This is a genomic window from Actinacidiphila guanduensis (assembly GCF_900103985.1).
GTDB classification, from domain to species: domain Bacteria; phylum Actinomycetota; class Actinomycetes; order Streptomycetales; family Streptomycetaceae; genus Actinacidiphila; species Actinacidiphila guanduensis.
This window is the reverse complement of the sequence record NZ_FNIE01000008.1, coordinates 101,739-118,153: the sequence shown is the minus strand read 5'-3', so window position 1 is coordinate 118,153 and position 16,415 is coordinate 101,739. Positions and strand designations below refer to the sequence as shown.

The window sequence follows — 16,415 nt, the reverse complement described above, 5'->3', positions numbered from 1 at the left end:
GGTGCTCACTCCCCCGGCCCGTCCCGGCTCCTGCCGGCTTGCCGGACGGTGGCCTCCGGATCAGCCGATACGCGCCACGCGGCTCAGCTCAGTGCGAACTTCTGGGCCGCGGAGCCGTTGCAGTCCCAGATCTGCAACCGGGTGCCGTTCGCGGTCACGCCGTTCGGTGCGTCGAGGCAGCGTCCGGACTGCGGGTTGAGCAGCGAACCGTCCGCCTGCTGCACCCACTTCTGACCGCCCACCCCGTTGCAGTCCCACAACTCGACCTGGGTGCCGGCCGCGGTGCCGTTGCCGTTGATGTCCAGGCAGCGGCCGAGCGTCTTGAGCGACTGGTCGCTCTGGTGGAACCAGTGCTGGTCGACCGCCCAGCTCTGGCAGCCCCACAGCTGCACGGCGGCGCCGTCGCCGCCGGTGTCGTCGGACGCCACGTCCAGGCACTGGCCGCCGGGAGCGGCCACGGGGCCGCCGCCGTTGACCGCGAACTTCTGGGCGGCGGAGCCGTTGCAGTCCCAGATCTGCAACCGGGTGCCGTTGGCGGTGGCGCCGCTCGGGGAGTCCAGGCAGCGCCCGGACTGCGGGTTGAGCAGCGAACCGTCCGCCTGCTGCACCCACTTCTGACCGCCCACCCCGTTGCAGTCGTACAGCTCCACCTGGGTGCCGGCCGCGGTGCCGTTGCCGTTGATGTCCAGGCAGCGGCCGATGGTGCTCAGCGAGCCGTTGGCGTTGTGGGTCCAGTGCTGGTCCTCGGCGTAGGACTGGCAGTTCCACAGCTGCACCGCGGCCAGGTTGACGCCCGTGTCGTCCGCGGCGACGTCCACGCACTGGCCGCCGGGGCCGGTGATGGTGCCCTGCGGGCCGTTGGGCACGTTGGTCTCGCCGCTGTAGCCGACCGAGACGACATTGGCCTGCACGGCGTTCTCCGCGGCGTCGGTCGGGTAGCCGGCGACCATGGCGCCCTCGAAGAAGGTGCCCATGTTGCGGTTGCTGTTGTCACCGCCGGTGCCCAGGATGATGCCGCCCTCCTGCTGCATCGGCATGTAGCCGCCTCTGGTCGGCAGCGACCCGTTCCACCACGTACTCAGTCCCCCCGACTGGGAGTTGCCGCCCTTGATGGCGTACGTGGTCTGCCCGTTGTTCTTCAGCACCGCCGTCACATAGGTACTGCTGTTGCCCGCGTTGGCGGTGTTGGAGCCGTTGTTCCCCTGGAACATGCCGTTCTCCATGTCGGCCTCGACCCAGGGGCCCGAGCCCGTGCACGGCTGGAAGTAGCACGTGGTGGCGATGCTGACCGCGTCCATGTGGCCGTTGCCCGTGTCGGACGGCGTGCTCTCGGCGTTGCCGTAGTCGAAGCAGCAGTCCGACCCCACGTGGGTGCCGCTGGCGACCATGTAGACGCCCTCGGGCTGGCCGTGGACGGCGACGCCCGAGGCCGCACCGGTGTACCGGTAGCCGACGCCCGGGGAGATCCAGATCCCGTAGACCTTGTGGCCGCCGGCCGTCACCGACAGCTCGCTCGCGTCCGCGCCGCGGTCCGCACCGCCCGCGGTACCGGCCGGACCGGGCAGCAGGTCGTTGTGGCGCGAGGTCTGGTCGTACACCTTGCTGATCCGGCACGTGGTGCCCGCGCAGAACTCGTCCTGCTGCTGGGCGTCGGCGTAACCGCCGGCCGACAGCAGGCCGATGTCGCTCTTGGCGCCGTCGGAGGCGCGGGTGACCTGGTAGAGGGGGCCGTCGTACGCCGAGAACAGCGCCCGGGTCGTGCTGTGCGCGGCCACGCAGGGCGTGCCGGCGGCCGCGTAGATGTCGCAGGGCAGCGAGCCGGCCGCCTGGGAGCTTCCCGGCAGGGCGACGAGGGCGCCGAGCACCAGCACCAGGGCGGCGAGGGCCGACGACAGCGCCCGCAGCGGGGAGGCGAGCAGGGCGGCCAGCGGCCGGGGCAGGCGGCGCGGACCGGTTCGGGCGGCCACGGCGAGCCCGTGGCGTCTTCTTCTGCGCATGCGTGAACTCCTCGGTGGCGGGGGTGGGAGGTGGTGCCCTCTTCGGTGGGCGCGGGCCCGGCGGACCTACAGGAAGCGCCACAGATGGTCGGCGGTGCGGTTGTCCTCGTACTGGACGACGCGCGCGCTGTCGGCGGTGGACATGCCGTCCACGCCGAGCACCAGGCCGCTGTTGCCGTTGCGGATGCGGTACCAGCCGTCGCCGTTGTCGATCAGCCGCCAGTAGTGATCGGCGGTCCCGTTGTCGTGGTACTGCTGCACCTGCGCGCTGTTGGCGGTGGACATGGCGTTGACGGCGAGCAGCAGGCCGCTGTTCTGGTTCCTGACCGTGTAGCGGTGGTTGCCGAGGTCGGTGAACTGCCAGAGGTGGTCGGCGGTGCCGTTGTCGGCGAACTGCACCACGTCGGCGCTGTCCGCGGTGGACATCCCGGCCACGCCGAGCACCTTGCCGCTGTTCTTGTTCTGGATCCGGTACCAGGTGCCGGGCCGGACGATGGCGAGGGTGGCGTCGACCGTCCATTGCAGGATGCCGCCCGAGACGCCGGGGGCCAGTTGGACGACGATCCGCAGCGCGGTGGTGGTGACGGGGGTGAAGGTGACCGCGTTGAAGCGGTCGGTGGCGACCGGGTAGCCACTGGCGCCGCCGACCTGCTGCCAGGTGCCGCCGTCGAGGTACTCGACGTGCCAGGAGGCCGGGACCCGGCACTGCCCGTGGCCGATGTCGTCGTACCAGTACACGGACACGCCGGAGGCGGTGATGGGCGAGGTGTAGGTGTACTGCGCCCACTCGCTGCTGCCGGTGTGGTCCCACCAGGTGAACCTGGGGTGCGACTGGTCGTAGGAGCTGCTCGGCAGGTAGGCGCTGTTGAGGGCGGTCACCGTGTCGCCGGAGAAGCACCAGGAGGCGGTGGGCGTCGCGGGCAGCTGCCAGCTCCAGGTGCCCTGGCCGATGGTGGGGAAGGACGTGATGCGCAAGGGGGCCGCGCCCATCGGGACGAGGGTGACGGCCTCGACGGGTTCAGCGGAGGCGACCGGGCTCGGCTGGAGGGTGGTGACGACGTCCTGGGTGTCGGCCTGCCAGTTGGGGATCGCCCGGGCCTGCGCCGTGAGGGCGACGGGGGTGCCGCCTTGGGTGAAGGGGTTGCCGCTCGCGCCCGTCGTGGTCGGGGTGAACGTGCCGGGCACCAGGCCGTAGTTCCAGGCGGAGGTGGGGAAGACCTCGTACTCCGCCCAGTGCGAGGAGGGGTCGTTGGTGCGCAGGAAGTTCTGGCCGATCCGCAGCGCGTAGGTGAGCGGGCCGCGGTGGACGGACAGGGAGTCGTGGTTGGCGGTCCAGGTGGTGGTGGCGACCGGCATCGGCAGCGACAGGGTGACGGTGTCGCCGTTCGCCCAGGTGCGGTTCAGCGCGGCGAAGCCGGAGCCCGCGCTCACCGCCACCGACTGGCCGTTGACCTTCACGGCGGGCGCGGTGCACCAGGACGGCAGGCGCAGGTAGAGCGGGAAGGCGGTCGGCGCCGGAAGCGAGAGGGCCAGGGAGACCTGGTCGGAAAAGGGGTAGTCGGTCGTCTCGGTGATGGTCACCGCGGTGCCGGCGGCGACCTCGGCGGTGACGGTGGTGGGGCCGTAGAGCATGGCGGCCAGGCCGTTGTCGGCGGTGGCGAGCCAGGTGTTCTCGGTGAAGTACGCCCAGCCCTGGCCGTAGTTGTGCGGGCAGCAGCGGTACTTGTCGACGCCGAGCAGATACGCCTGCATGGAGAAGGCGTTGTCGAACTGGCCGAGGGTCTTGTCGTAGTCGTCCAGCTGCACCTGGTTGGCGGCGGTGGCGTAGTGCAGCGTCGTGTGGTTCGGTTCCATGGCGGCGGGAAGGGAGTTGAAGGCGAGCGTCTCGGTGCCCTCGGCCCAGCTCGGGTCGCCGGTCATCCGGGCCATCGACTCGAAGCTCTGCATGTACTCGACGATGCCGCACGTCTCGAACCCCTGGCGGGGGTCGCCGTAGCCGGGCCGGGCGTTCTCGTCGCCGGCGAACCCGCCGCCGCTGAACTGCCCGTAGGTGCCCTGGATCGCGGCGTAGTCCTGGTAGGTCGCCTGGGTGAGCGAGCTGTCGCCGCGCAGGGCGGCGAATGCGGGCTCGGTGAAGCCCTGGGCGAGGCTGACGTTGTGCAGCACCGGCAGGTTGTTCACGTAACTGGCGCTGTACTGGTGGATCTTGTCGGCCAGGGCGAGCAACCCGCTGTCGCCGGTGCGGGCGAAGAGCCAGTGCACGGAGGACAGGGTGGTCGCCCAACGGCTGGCCGCCCAGCTCTGGTTGAACGCCGAGGCGCCGAACTGCGCCTGGTAGCCGAAGAACTTCGACAGGAAGGGCACGATCCGGCTGTCGCCGCTGTACTCCTGGTAGGTGCACAGCGCCTGGAGCAGCGGCATGTACGGCCAGAAGTCGGGGCCGCCGCCGAGCTGGGTGCGCAAGGAGGTGGGGCCGAAGAAGCCGTCGCCCTGCTGGGTGGCGAGGATGCCGTCGATCCAGCTCGCGGCCTTGCTCCGCAGCCCCGCGTCACCGGTGACGCCGGCCAGGGCGGTCAGCCCGCGCAGCCAGTAGGGCACCTCCTCCCAGCCGGTCAGGTCCGGGTGGAGCCAGCCGGTGGTGGAGGTGTCGAGGAAGTGGGAGACCTCGTCGTAACGGCCGGCCAGGCCCGAGGTGTCCAGGGCGAGCTGCTGGGCCAGCCAGCCGGTGCCGCGCACGCTGCCCGAGGGCAGCTTCAGCAGCGGGGTGCGGCTCAGCCCGGCGGGGTTCGGGTGGTAGCGGCCGCCGCCCGAGGTGTCCCCGACGAGGACGATGCGCGGGCCGGTGCCCGCGGCGCCCCACGCCGAGGTGACCGAGCGGCCGGCCAGGACAGCCGCGCCGAGGACGGCGGCACCGCCGCGCAGGAAGCTCCGACGATCCATCACGACTCCTGGTGCTCGGGGGGTGCCCTGGGGCGGGCGTGGGGGGTTCCGAGCCGCGCGATGGGGCTCCCCAACGGAATTCCAACGTTGGAAAGCCCGGCGACAGTCAGCATGACAGCACTCCACGCTCTGTCATGTCCATACCTTTGACGGAAGTCCGCCTGCCCGATCCGCCGCGGATCGGGCACACCAGGGCACCCACCGGGCACAGCTGTCCCCCGGGCGGGGCGCCGGGCCTCGCCTCGGGGGTGCGGATGATCGCCGGCCGCGCTTCTCCAACGTGGGAAGGCGGGCCGCCGCGGGCTACTCGGTCGGGTAGATGTCGCCGGCCGCCATCATGCTCTCCTGCTCGGCGTCGGACTCCAGCCGCCGGACCTCCTGCTGGAGCCGGCGTCGCTCCTCGGCGTCCGCGGCCCGCTCGGCGTCCGCCTCCAGCGCCCGCGCCTGCTCCCGCATCCGGTGGACGTCGCGGGCCGCCGCCCGCATCATGTCCGCGCCTTCACTCATGCCCTGGTTCATGGTGGTCGGGTACCCCGGAGCGTTCGTTTCACCCCGGTATGCCCCCTTGTTTCGCCGCGTGTCCCCTTCCCCGGCGAACGGCGCCCGTCCCCGCCTGCGGGAGGCGGGGGCGGGCGCCGGAACGCTCCGGTAGGGGCGGCGGCCCGCTGCCGTCAGCCGCTGTGGGAGACGGTCAGGGCGTAGAAGGCGACACGGGCGCCCTGGGTGGTGCTGTCGGAGGAGGACTGGTTGTACGACCCCGCCTTGAAGTACTGGTGGTAGGCGTCGAAGGAGGACGGGATGGCGTAGTGCGTGGTGCTGCCGTTGACCGTCAGGTCGATGGTGTTGCCGCCGGAGACGCCGATCGTGTAGCTCCAGGTGGTGCCCACCGCCACGTGGCCGACGGTGTGGGTGGTCTGGCCGCCGTCGGGCGAGTTCTCGACGCCGGCGACGATGTCGCCGTTGGAGTGGTAGTACAGCTCGATCAGCGGCTTGGTGGACGAGCCGCCCGAGCCGAGGTGGATCTGGCCGACGCAGACGTTGGAGGTCACCGAGACCACGCGCAGGGTCGCGTTGAGCCGGTGGGTGCCGGCGAGCGACCAGTCGGCGGCGCTGCCGTCGGTGTTCATCTCGCGCAGCTCGGAGCGGGCGTAGTTGGAGTTCGGCGTGGTGACGCCCTTCTCGGGCGCCCAGAAGGTCATCGCGCCGTCGGAGGAGTCGGTGTAGAAGTACGAGTCCTGGAAGCCGCCCGCCCCTTGCAGGCGGGAGGAGGAGATGGTGGTGGGCGAGCCGGGCGAGCCGACCGGCTCCTGCAGCTCCCACACCGACAGGTTGAAGTTGCCGCCGGGGGCGACGCCGGGGTTCAGGCCCGAGGGCGGGGTGCTGCCGCCGCCGGTGGGCAGCGTCCACAGCTGGTTGGAGGCTCCGGTGCAGGACCAGATCTGCAGCTGGGTGCCGTTGGCGGAGGACTTGTCGGTCGCGTCCAGGCACTTGCCGGAGGCGGTGTTGACCAGCTCGCCGTTGCTGGCGGTCCACTGCTGGGCGCCGGTGCCGTTGCAGTCGTAGAGCTGCACCTTGGCGCCGTTGGCGGTGGAGCCCGCGGCGACGTCCAGGCACTTGCCGAGCGCGCGGACGGTGCCGTCGCCGCTGCCGACCGTCCAGTTCTGCGCGCTGGTGCCGTTGCAGTCGTAGAGCTGGACGGCGGTGCCGTTGGCGGTGGAGGCCGCGGCGACGTCGACGCACTTGCCGGCCAGGCCGGTGATGGGTCCGGACGCGGCGGCCGAGGCGGTGGGGGTGCCGAACACGCCGAGCGCGCCGGCGACGCCTGCGGCCGCGGTGGCCGCGAGGAGCCGTGAGCGGTAGGTCATGTGGGGGTTTCCTTAGGCTAGGTCTGGTCTAGTCCAAGGGGGCGCCCTAGTTGGATAACACGCGCTCGCGAGGGCCGTCAACGGGCCGTGACGGTGGGCTCGTTGCCCCGGCGGTGGCGTCGTGCGGGCCGGTGCCGCGGGCCGGGAGGGGGCCCGGCCGGTGGCAGCGGTGACACCCGGGCCTCGGCCGCGCAGGTGCCCGCTGCCGCGAGAGACCACGCAGGCCGCGCCCGGCCGGGGGCCGACGGGCCGGTGATAGCCGGTGCAGGGGTCCACCCGGTCCAGCGGGTCCAGCCCGTGCGGCCGAGGTCGGCCCGTCCAGCCCGTCCAGCCGAGGTCAGCCCGTGCGGCGCCGGCCCGACTCGCCGGAGCGCTTGCCGGCCGCCTTCTTGGGAGTGGCCTTCTTCGTGCTCTTCGCAGCCGTCTTCTTGGCCGCGGTCTTCTTCCCGGCGGTCTTCTTCCCGGATGTCGCGGACGTCGCGGACTTCGCGGCCGCCTTCTTCCCGGGCTGCTTCTTGGCCGCCGCCTTCTTGGCCGCCGCCTTCTTCGGTGCCGCCTTCGGCCCGGACCGCTTGGCCGCCGTCCTCCTCGCGGGCGCCCCGCCCTCCGCGTCCTCCCCCTCGGCCGCCGCATCGGAGGACGGCTTGGCGGCCGACTTCTTCGCGGCCGCCTTCCTCGACCGGTGCTCGTGCAGATGGGTGACCTCGGCGCCGCCGCGGCGCCCGCCGCCCTTCGCCCGCGACGTGCGGGCCTCGTCCACGCTGGCCTCCAGCGCCGCCATCAGGTCGACCGTCTCCCCGCCCTCCTTGCGCCGCGGCTCGGCGGTCCCGGCCGGCTCGGTGCCCTCCATCCGCGCGGTGAGCAGCGCCTCGACGGCCTCCCCGTACTCGTCGCGGTAGTCCTCCACGCTGACGCCGCTCATCGAGTCGATCAGGGCCAGCGCGCCCTCCAGCTCGTCGTCGCCCACCTCGACATCGGATCGCGGGGCGGCGTCGTCGGGCGCGCGCAGCTCGTCGTTCCAGTGCAGCATCTGGAGCACCAGGACGTCCCCGCGGGCCCGCACCAGGGCCAGCTTCTCCGAGCCGCGCAGCGCCAGCTTGCCCACGGCGGCCTTGCCGGACTGGGCCAGCGCGTCGCGCATCAGGACGTAGGGCTTGTTCGCGGCCGGCGAGGAGGGGGCGAGGAAGTAGGGGGTGTCGAACTGCTCGGGCGGCACATCGGCGAGCCCGACGAAGCCGCTGACCTCGATCGTCTTGACCGTCGGCAGGGGCATCCCGTCCAGCTCCTCGTCGGTGATCTCCACCAGGGTGCCGTCCGGTGCCTCGAAGGCCCGGCCGATGTCGTCGGGCTGGAGCACCTGCTGGTCGAGCTCGCAGGTCTTGCGGTAGCGCACCCGGCCGCCGTCCTCGGTGTGGATTTGCCGGAAGGCCACCTTGTGGCTGGAGGTCGCGGCCTCGACCGTCACCGGGATCGTCACCAGCGAGAACGTCAGACTCCCCGACCAGACCCGTGGCACCGCACACCCCTTATGTCGGCTCTTTCGCGTCTTTCGCGCATCACCCTTTTCTCCTGTTCGTCACCCTAGGCGCACCCGGCCCCGCGGGCCACGGGACGCCGCCCTCACCTTTCGTTCACCCGGGCGCCACCTCTCGTACAACCTTCTGCCGGCCTGCGGTGTCGATACGTGCGACCGGGCCGCCCATGCCGGCGGGGCACTACCGCCGCGGCCGGCCGGTCATCTCGACGAATGTGGCCGCGGCGGCGGGGACCGCCGCTCCTGGAGGGGGTTCATCGTGCGCAATCCCGAGGCGCCGCGCCTGGTCGGCGCGTACCGGCGGGCGGTGCCCAAGCGGGCGCGCCGCATCATCGCCCAGCGGGTGGACGCCGACCTGCGCAAGCAGGTCAAGCTGCGGATCGCGGACGCAGCCTCGGCCGCCGAGCGGGTGCGCGCGGCCCGGATCGCCAAGCGCCACCATGCGCTGCTGGACCGGCCGGGGCGCGCGGTCGTCACCAAGGCCGGCGAGCCGCGGATCGCCGAGCTCGACCCGGACCTCACCCCGCTGGCCACCCGCCGGGAGAACCTGCGGCGGGTGCTGGACGCGCTGGCCGCCGCCGGCCTGGAGCACTTCTGCGTCCGCGGCCGCTCGCAGATCGCCTCCGCGGTCGCCGTGCGCGCCGAGGACCGCACCCTGGTGCTCAATGTGCTGGCCGCCGCCTGCGCCGAGCAGCCCGGCTACGTGGTGCCGGTGCGCGGCAACAACCGGGCCGCGGAGTCGGCGGCCCACCCCGGCTTCGAGCCGGCCACCTGGCGGCGCCTGCAGCACGCCTCGGTGCTGCGCGTGGCCTGGTACCGGGCGGAGCCGACCCGGCGCCTCGTGCTCGGCTTGCGGTACGGGTGCGACATCGAGTTCTGGCGCGAGGAGGACGGCCGGCTGGTCGCCCCGCGGGCCGGCCGCTACACCGCCGACATCGCCGCCGACAGCAAGACCGTCGAAGTCCCCGACAGCTACTTCACCAGCTTCGCGCCCCGCGCCACCGCACAGGACGCACCGCTGACCGTGCGCACCCGCGAGCCCTTCGCGATCCACCCGATGGACGAGATCCGCTTCCCGATCGACGCCGTCTACACCTGGGTGGACGGCAGCGATCCGCTCTGGCTCGCCCGCCGCGCCCGCTACAGCGACACCGGCTACCACGAGGAGTCGGCGAACGCCGCCCGCTGGATCAGCCGCGACGAACTGCGCTACTCGCTGCGCTCCCTGCACCTGTACGCGCCCTGGCTGCGGCACATCTACCTGGTCACCGCCGACCAGGTGCCCGCGTGGCTGGACACCTCGGTGCCGGGCCTGACCGTCGTCCCCCACCGGGAGATCTTCCGCTCCGCCGAGGGCCTGCCCACCTTCAACTCCCATGCCATCGAGAGCCAGTTGCACCACATCGAGGGCCTCTCGGAGCACTTCCTGTACTTCAACGACGACATGATGCTCGGCCGCGAGACCGTGCCCCAGGACTTCTTCCTCGGCAACGGCACCACGAAGTTCTTCCCCTCCCCTGCCTTCGTGCCGCTCGGCGAGCGCACCGAGGAGGACCCGCCGGTGGCCGCCGCGGGCAAGAACAACCGGCGGATCGTCGAGACCCACGCGGGCACCACGATCATCCAGAAGATGAAGCACGTGCCCTACGCGCTGCGCCGCAGCGTGCTCGCCGAGATCGAGCAGACCTTCCCCGAGGCCCACCACCGCACCGCCATCAGCCGGTTCCGCGGCGTGGACGACATCTCCATCGCCTCCTCGCTGCACCACTACTACGCCTACGACAGCGGGCGCGCGGTCCCCGGCCGGCTCTCCTACGCCTACGTGGACCTCGCCCACCCCTACACCGAGGCGCGGCTGGGCCGGCTGCTGGCCAAGCGGGACCGCACGGTCTTCTGCGTCAACGACACGGTCTCCACCGGTGAGGACACCGAGGCGCAGAAGGACGTGCTCACCCCGTTCCTCGCCGACTACTTCCCCGTCCCCTCCCCCTTCGAGCGCCGGGACTGAGAGTCCCGGGGCGCGGCAGAGCGCCAAGTGAGTGCCGCCTGGCTTCCGCGTCGGTTCCCGTTGGGCGCTGCGTGGCTTCCGCGTCGGTGCTGCGTCGGTGCTGCGCCGGTTCCGGGTGGCTTCTGAGCGCGCCCGGCTCCGCCGCCGGCGGTCGGCGGCCGGGCCGGCAACGCCTTGGCATCGGATGGGGAAATTTCACCCGAACCGGCGGAATGGCGGCGCGCCGGGCGCTAGTCTGCCGCCGGGCGCGGCCGCTTCGGCCGAATGGGGAGCCCGCCGGGGATCAGGGGGTCTCATGCGAAGAATCAGGGCCACGGCCGCCGCGGCGGCGTGCGTGGTGGCGGCCGCGCTGGGGGCCGGCGCGGTCCCGCCGGCGGCGGCGCTGACCGCGCCGGTGGCGATGACCGCCGATGACCTGCCGACGTGGCAGACGAACGGCGTGGTCTGGGCGCTGGCCGAGGCGAACGGCGTGGTGTTCGCCGGCGGCACTTTCTCCTCGGTCCGCCCGCCCGGCGCGGCCGCCGGCACCGACGAGCAACCGGCCCTGAACTTCCAGGCGTTCGACGCGGCCACCGGCGCCCCCACCTCCTGCCGGCTCTCCTTCACGGTGGGCTCGGGCACCGCGACCGTGCGGGCCCTGGCCGTCTCGCCGGACGGCAGCACGCTCTACGCGGGTGGCACCTTCGGGTCGGTGAACGGCGTGCCGGTCAGCAACATCGCCGCCATCGACATCGCCACCTGCACCGTGAAGGACTCCTTCAAGGTCGCCGTGGACTCCCAGGTGCGCGGGCTCGCCGTCACCGACGACACCGTCTACCTGGCGGGCAACTTCACCACGGTCGCGGGGCAGACCCGGCAGCACTTCGCCGCCGTCTCCACCTCGGGCGCCCTCAGGGCGTTCACCGCCGACGCGGACCAGGCCGGCAAGACCATCGCGGTCAGCCCCGACGGCACCGAACTCGCCCTCGGCGGCGACTTCGACACCGTCAACGGCGCCAACTCCCATGCCCTGGCGGTGGTGAACGCCACCACCGGCGCCAATGTGAAGACGTATCCCGGCTTCATCCCGGCGACCTCCACCGTGCAGAACATCACCAGCGACGGCACCAGCTTCTACACCGGCAACGAGGGCACCGGCAGCGGCGTCTTCGACGGCCGGATCGCGGTGAGCTGGAGCACCCTCGCCCAGCGGTGGCGCGACACGTGCCTGGGCGCCACCCAGGCGGTGCGGGTCTACAAGGGCGTCCTCTACAGCGCCTCGCACGCCCACGACTGCTCCTCCATGGGCCAGTTCCCGCAGATGAACGACCGCCAGCACCTGCTCGCGGAGTCCGTGGACAACCCCAAGCCGCTGCTCGGCTGGTTCCCCGACACCGACGACGGCCCGGCCGGCACCGAGCAGATCGGGCCGCGCGCGATCACGGTGGCGACCAGCGGGAGCACCGACTACATGTGGGTGGGCGGGGAGTTCACCCGCATCGCCAGCAACGGCAACCGCCCGCAGCAGGGGCTGGTCCGCTTCGCCAGCACCCCCGACACCCGCGCCCCCTCGATTCCGCTGCAGGTCTCGGCGGCCAACGCCACCGGCGGCACGGTGCGGCTGCGCTGGCAGTCGGCCCTGGACCTGGACGACTCCACCCTCACCTACACCGTCTACCGCGACGGCGTGGCGATCGGCACGGTCACCGGCGACTCCAAGTTCTGGCTGCTGCCGACGCTGACCTTCACCGACGCGCGCACCCAGCGCGGCACCGCCTACACCTACCAGGTGACGGCGGGCGACGCGGCCGGCAACACCAGCGCCAGGTCCGCGGCGGCGACCGTCACCACGCCGGGCACGCCGACCTCCTCCACCGTCACCCTGGACGCGACCGCCGACTCCTACGTCAACGCCTCGGCCGCGAACACCAATTACGGCACCGACCAGCAGCTCGCGGTGCGCGGCAGCAGCGCCTACACCACGTACCTGCGCTTCTCGCTGCCCTCCGCCCCGGCGGGGATGGTGCTCACCAGCGCGCGGCTGAGCGTGCGCACCAGTTCACAGGACACCGCCGGCTCCACCGACGACCTCGCCGTGCAGCAGGTCACCGGCGCCTGGACCGAGACCGGGGTCACCTGGGCGAACCGCCCGGCCCTGGCCACCGGCTCCCTCGGCACCCTCAGCGCCCCCTCCGCCCTGCAGACCGACTACACCGCGGCCCTGGACGCCTCGGCGCTCGGCGCGCACCTGGGCGGCACCGCCGATCTCGCCCTGACCGCGACCGGCACGGACTCGGCCTGGCTGTGGTCGCGCGAGGCCCCGGGCACGACGGGCCACCCGCAGCTGACCCTGACCTTCACCAAACCCTGACACCTGCCGCCAACCGCCGCCACCGGCAGCCCGGGTGGGATCCTCCCGCCCGGGCTGCCGCCACTTCGGACATAGCGGGACGCCTGCCGCGGGCGGTGCCCGAGATCACCGACGATCTTTGCAGGAGCATCACAAGTCTCACTCGACCTCTCCCAGAACGGCTGTTAGCTTGTGACACCTGCCCTGACCGGGTGGACGCGAACATGCCAGTGGCCTCCCCGGCCGCAGTCAGCACACAGGAAGACCGCGGATGGACTACTGCTACACGTGCCAGCGCACTCTCAACGGGGCGCTGGTGTGCCCGGGTTGCGGCGCCTGCGCGCCTGAGGCCGACATACCCCGCCGCAACTCCTTCGCCGGCGGCCCGATACCGCCGTCCTCGCGGGCCGGTGCCGTCCTCCAGGAACTCGACGCCGCGCTGGAACCGGCTGGCCGCGCCTGGCAGCCGCAGGCCGCCGCCGCGCCCCTGCCGCTGCCCGAACCCGCCCCGGCCGGCGGGGAGTCGGGCGAGCAGGAGTCCGTCCTCGGCCCGGCGTCCATCGCGCCCACCCTGCACCGCGGCCGGGCCGCCCGCAGGCGGCAGATGGCCCGCTGGAAGAAGAGCCGGCGCCGCGCGGGTGTCGCCACCGCCTTCGCCCTCTTCGGCGGCGGCGTGACGCTGGCGGCCGTGCACACCACGGGCCGCGGCGGACCGGCGAGCGCGTCGTCGTACGACACGGTGACGCCCGTCTCGCTGCAGGACGGCGGCTCCGGGACGCAGGCCGGCAACGACACCGCCCCGGCCGGGAACACCGGCAGCGCGCACAACGCGCCCTCGGTTCCCAAGCAGCGCGGCGCCCACGCCCGCCCGGCGGCGCAGACCAGCCACCCGAGCACCGACAGCGCGGCCAGCTCCCCGCTGACCGGCACGACGACGGCCACCACCTCGCACGCCCACCGGGCGCCGCAGACGAGCACCACCCAGGCGCCGTCGCAGACCACGGCGACGGGCAGCACGAGCACCTCGGCGGCTTCCACCAGCACCGGCAGTGACGACCAGAGCAGCGGGACCACCGCGGGCAGCGGCACGAGCACGGGCGGCAGCACCTCGGCCACCCCGCCCGCGACCAGCGACCCGACCACGCCGCCCGCGACCACGGACCCCGGCTCCACCTCGGGTCAGCACGGGCTGTGCGTCCTGGTGCTCTGCATCGAGTGATCCTCCCCACCATCCCGATCGCGCGAGTTTCACCCGAAATGTCCGAACTGTTCCCGCAAGGACTACGTTGAGTAGGTAGGGGAATGTTCGGACCTTTGGGGGTGCGTGATGCTCGCGGTACTCCTCACGGTGGCCGCCGTGGTGGTCGTGGTGGGCCTGGTCTATGTGCTGGCCTCGGCCCGCGTGGTCAAGCAGTACGAGCGGGCCGTGGTGCTGCGGCTCGGCCGGCTGCGCCGGGAGGTCAGGGAGCCGGGCTTCATCCTGGTGGTGCCGGTCGTCGACCGTGTGCACAAGGTGAACATGCAGATCGTCACGATGCCGGTGCCCGCGCAGGAGGGCATCACGCGCGACAACGTGACGGTCCGCGTCGACGCGGTGGTCTACTTCAAGGTGGTCGACCCCGCCGCCGCCGTGATCAAGGTGGCCGACTACCGGTTCGCCGTCTCGCAGATGGCGCAGACATCGCTGCGCTCCATCATCGGCAAGAGCGACCTGGACGACCTGCTGTCCAACCGGGAGAAGCTCAACCAGGGCCTGGAACTGATGATCGACAGCCCGGCGATCGGCTGGGGCGTGCAGGTGGACCGGGTGGAGATCAAGGACGTCTCGCTGCCGGAGACGATGAAGCGCTCCATGGCCCGCCAGGCCGAGGCCGACCGGGAGCGCCGGGCCCGGGTGATCAACGCGGACGCGGAGTTCCAGGCGGCCAAGAAGCTGTCGCAGGCCGCCCACCAGATGTCGGCCGAGCCCTCGGCCCTGCAGCTGCGGCTGCTCCAGACCATCGTGGCGGTGGCCGCCGAGAAGAACTCCACGCTGGTGCTGCCCTTCCCGGTCGAGCTGCTGCGCTTCCTGGAGCGGGCGCAGCAGGGCGCGGCCGGCCAGGGGCAGGACGGGGAGCGCGAAGCGGCCCCCGCGGACGGCGGGAGCGGAGCGGCGGGGCGGGACAGTGGCGCGCCCGCGCCGGACGGGCCGCACCCCGAGGAGGAGCCCGCGGCGATCGAGCCGGGGCGGGCGGCGGGGGACGAGCCGGGCGCCGGACTCGTCGGCGAACCCGACCTGGACCTGCGCGAGCCGCTGGCCGGCTCCCACCCACGGCGCTCGTAGGACCTGTCCGACAAAGCCCGCCTGGGCGGCGGGGCCTGGCACGCGCATTGCCCGCGAGGCCGAGTCCTCCCGGCCCCGCGGGCAGCAGCCTGAGACGTCCGGCCTGAAAACGTCCGGCCTGAGGACTCCGCTCGCCGGACCCGGCTCCCGTCCGGAGCCGGGTCCGGCGGCTACGAGGCGGCCGCCTGCTGCTCGCGGTCGTAGAAGGCGCGGCGGACACGGCGCAGCCAGGCCTCGACCGGGCGCTCGTCGGGCGCGTCGGGCAGGACGCTCACGGTGGTGTCGAAGGCGTGCTCGTAGTGCCGGAGCAGCGGCAGCGCGGCCATGCCGTCGCGGGCGACCTCCCGGCCGAAGGCGCGGTACTCCTCGGGGTCCTCCAGCCGGACCGGCAGTTCGCCGGTCGCGTAGAGGGTGTACCCCTGGTGGCACAGCCGCTTCAGGTGCCGGGCGTGCTTGGCGGTGCGCTCGCGGACCTCGGCGGAGAGGGCGCCGTCGCCCCGCTCGTACAGCCGCCTGAACTGCTGGGTGGCGTAGCCGAGATAGGCCGCGCGCACCCGGTGCGCGGACAGGAACGCCTCGCGGATGGCGATGAGTTCGTCACCGAGCGGGGTGCGGACCTCGTACAGCTCGTCGGGCAGCCAGGCGAGTTCGAGCACGGTGGGGTTGCCGGACAGGGCGAGCCGGGCCCACTTGGCGGCCTCGTGCAGGGTGCGGTCGGGCCGGGTGGTGACGTGGCTCTCCCGGGGCCGGTGCAGGCCGACCAACTCCTCGGTGGGCGCGGCGAACACGCCGAGCCGGTCGATGTCGGAACCGGCGTGCGCGAGCCCGTAGGCGGTCGAGCCGACCACACCGGACAGCAGGACGTGGGGAGTTGGGGGTGCACTTGCGCTCATGGGCGACTCTCCGGGTGCTGCGGGCGAGCGCTCATGGTCGCGCGCGGCGGCGGGCCGGGGCGAACGGATTTCCCGGCCGGGGCGGGCACCAGGGGAAAGCGTGGCTCGGGCGGGGCGCCCCACACGCACCACCCGAACCCGGTTCGCCGCTCGGCTGACCCGAACCGCGCCGGCCGGGGCGCCCCCGCGCGGGGGCGGCCGCACCGTCTCTCACGCGGAGTGAGGCGAACACACGCGCAGTGATTCTCGCAGCGGGCACCGCGTATCGGCTGCGCGCCACGCCGGAAGGCACCGCGCGAAATCCTGATTTTCACGGCAGCGCCCACCGCACGGTCACGGCGGTGCCGACGGGTAAACGCCGTGCCCTTTCGCGCATACGAATGCGCACGCACGGGGCAGGAGTGAAAGATGGGAATGCCCACGGCCGCCGCGAAACGTGAATTCGGGGTAACAGCACAGGCCGCGGGGCCGGAGCCGGCGAAAGCGCTTACTCCTCGGTAAATCTCGCGAAATACCGACGAAAGGC

General features: G+C 72.6%; 10 protein-coding genes. 4 read left to right on the top strand and 6 right to left on the bottom strand.

Going from position 1 to position 16,415, the window contains the following annotated elements:
* Window positions 1-83 precede the first annotated feature (83 nt).
* The 5 genes from BLR33_RS18615 to ku all read right to left on the bottom strand — a co-directional run bounded on the left by BLR33_RS18615 (window position 84) and on the right by ku (window position 8,318).
* The gene (locus BLR33_RS18615; protein ID WP_093785646.1) at window positions 84-1,997 is read right to left on the bottom strand and encodes an arabinofuranosidase catalytic domain-containing protein; all 1,914 of its coding nucleotides are present in this window, start codon (window positions 1,995-1,997) and stop codon (window positions 84-86) included.
* A gap of 66 nt (window positions 1,998-2,063) precedes the next feature.
* Window positions 2,064-4,937 (bottom strand): RICIN domain-containing protein, encoded by a 2,874-nt coding sequence (locus BLR33_RS18610; RefSeq protein WP_093785645.1) that lies wholly within the window; start codon window positions 4,935-4,937, stop codon window positions 2,064-2,066.
* Window positions 4,938-5,240: 303 nt separating this feature from the next.
* Window positions 5,241-5,444 (bottom strand): DUF6381 family protein, encoded by a 204-nt coding sequence (locus BLR33_RS18605; protein ID WP_176930315.1) that lies wholly within the window; start codon window positions 5,442-5,444, stop codon window positions 5,241-5,243.
* A gap of 164 nt (window positions 5,445-5,608) precedes the next feature.
* Window positions 5,609-6,802, bottom strand: a complete 1,194-nt coding sequence (locus tag BLR33_RS18600; protein WP_093785644.1) for a polysaccharide lyase family 7 protein — start codon at window positions 6,800-6,802, stop codon at window positions 5,609-5,611.
* 337 nt (window positions 6,803-7,139) lie between these two features.
* Entirely contained in the window at window positions 7,140-8,318 is a 1,179-nt protein-coding gene (gene ku, locus BLR33_RS18595) for a non-homologous end joining protein Ku (protein ID WP_093785643.1), read from the bottom strand.
* A gap of 277 nt (window positions 8,319-8,595) precedes the next feature.
* On the opposite strand from ku, the gene BLR33_RS18590 reads away from it, so the two are divergent.
* The 4 genes from BLR33_RS18590 (at window position 8,596) to BLR33_RS18575 (ending at window position 14,996) form a co-directional block, all read left to right on the top strand.
* Entirely contained in the window at window positions 8,596-10,344 is a 1,749-nt protein-coding gene (locus BLR33_RS18590; RefSeq protein ID WP_093785642.1) for a stealth family protein, read from the top strand.
* 295 nt (window positions 10,345-10,639) lie between these two features.
* Complete coding sequence (locus tag BLR33_RS18585; protein WP_093785641.1) at window positions 10,640-12,694, top strand: CBM96 family carbohydrate-binding protein; 2,055 nt, start codon at window positions 10,640-10,642, stop codon at window positions 12,692-12,694.
* 250 nt (window positions 12,695-12,944) lie between these two features.
* Window positions 12,945-13,892 (top strand): SCO2400 family protein, encoded by a 948-nt coding sequence (locus BLR33_RS18580; RefSeq protein WP_093785640.1) that lies wholly within the window; start codon window positions 12,945-12,947, stop codon window positions 13,890-13,892.
* 108 nt (window positions 13,893-14,000) lie between these two features.
* A complete protein-coding gene (locus BLR33_RS18575) occupies window positions 14,001-14,996 on the top strand; it encodes a slipin family protein (RefSeq protein ID WP_093785639.1) in 996 nt (331 codons plus the stop codon).
* A gap of 170 nt (window positions 14,997-15,166) precedes the next feature.
* On the opposite strand, the gene BLR33_RS18570 is transcribed toward BLR33_RS18575, so the two are convergent.
* Window positions 15,167-15,889 carry a nucleotidyltransferase domain-containing protein gene (locus BLR33_RS18570; protein ID WP_093785638.1) on the bottom strand — a complete coding sequence of 241 codons (723 nt, stop codon included), beginning with the start codon at window positions 15,887-15,889 and terminating at the stop codon, window positions 15,167-15,169.
* Window positions 15,890-16,415: the final 526 nt, after the last annotated feature.

Excerpts from the sequence above, each read along its gene's own strand:
- BLR33_RS18605 (WP_176930315.1), bottom strand. The coding sequence starts at position 5,444 with ATGAGTGAAGGCGCGGACATGATGCGGGCGGCGGCCCGCGACGTCCAC.
- BLR33_RS18575 (WP_093785639.1), top strand. The coding sequence starts at position 14,001 with ATGCTCGCGGTACTCCTCACGGTGGCCGCCGTGGTGGTCGTGGTGGGC.
- BLR33_RS18600 (WP_093785644.1), bottom strand. The coding sequence starts at position 6,802 with ATGACCTACCGCTCACGGCTCCTCGCGGCCACCGCGGCCGCAGGCGTC.
- BLR33_RS18585 (WP_093785641.1), top strand. The coding sequence starts at position 10,640 with ATGCGAAGAATCAGGGCCACGGCCGCCGCGGCGGCGTGCGTGGTGGCG.
- BLR33_RS18570 (WP_093785638.1), bottom strand. The coding sequence starts at position 15,889 with ATGAGCGCAAGTGCACCCCCAACTCCCCACGTCCTGCTGTCCGGTGTG.
- BLR33_RS18580 (WP_093785640.1), top strand. The coding sequence starts at position 12,945 with ATGGACTACTGCTACACGTGCCAGCGCACTCTCAACGGGGCGCTGGTG.
- BLR33_RS18615 (WP_093785646.1), bottom strand. The coding sequence starts at position 1,997 with ATGCGCAGAAGAAGACGCCACGGGCTCGCCGTGGCCGCCCGAACCGGT.
- BLR33_RS18610 (WP_093785645.1), bottom strand. The coding sequence starts at position 4,937 with ATGGATCGTCGGAGCTTCCTGCGCGGCGGTGCCGCCGTCCTCGGCGCG.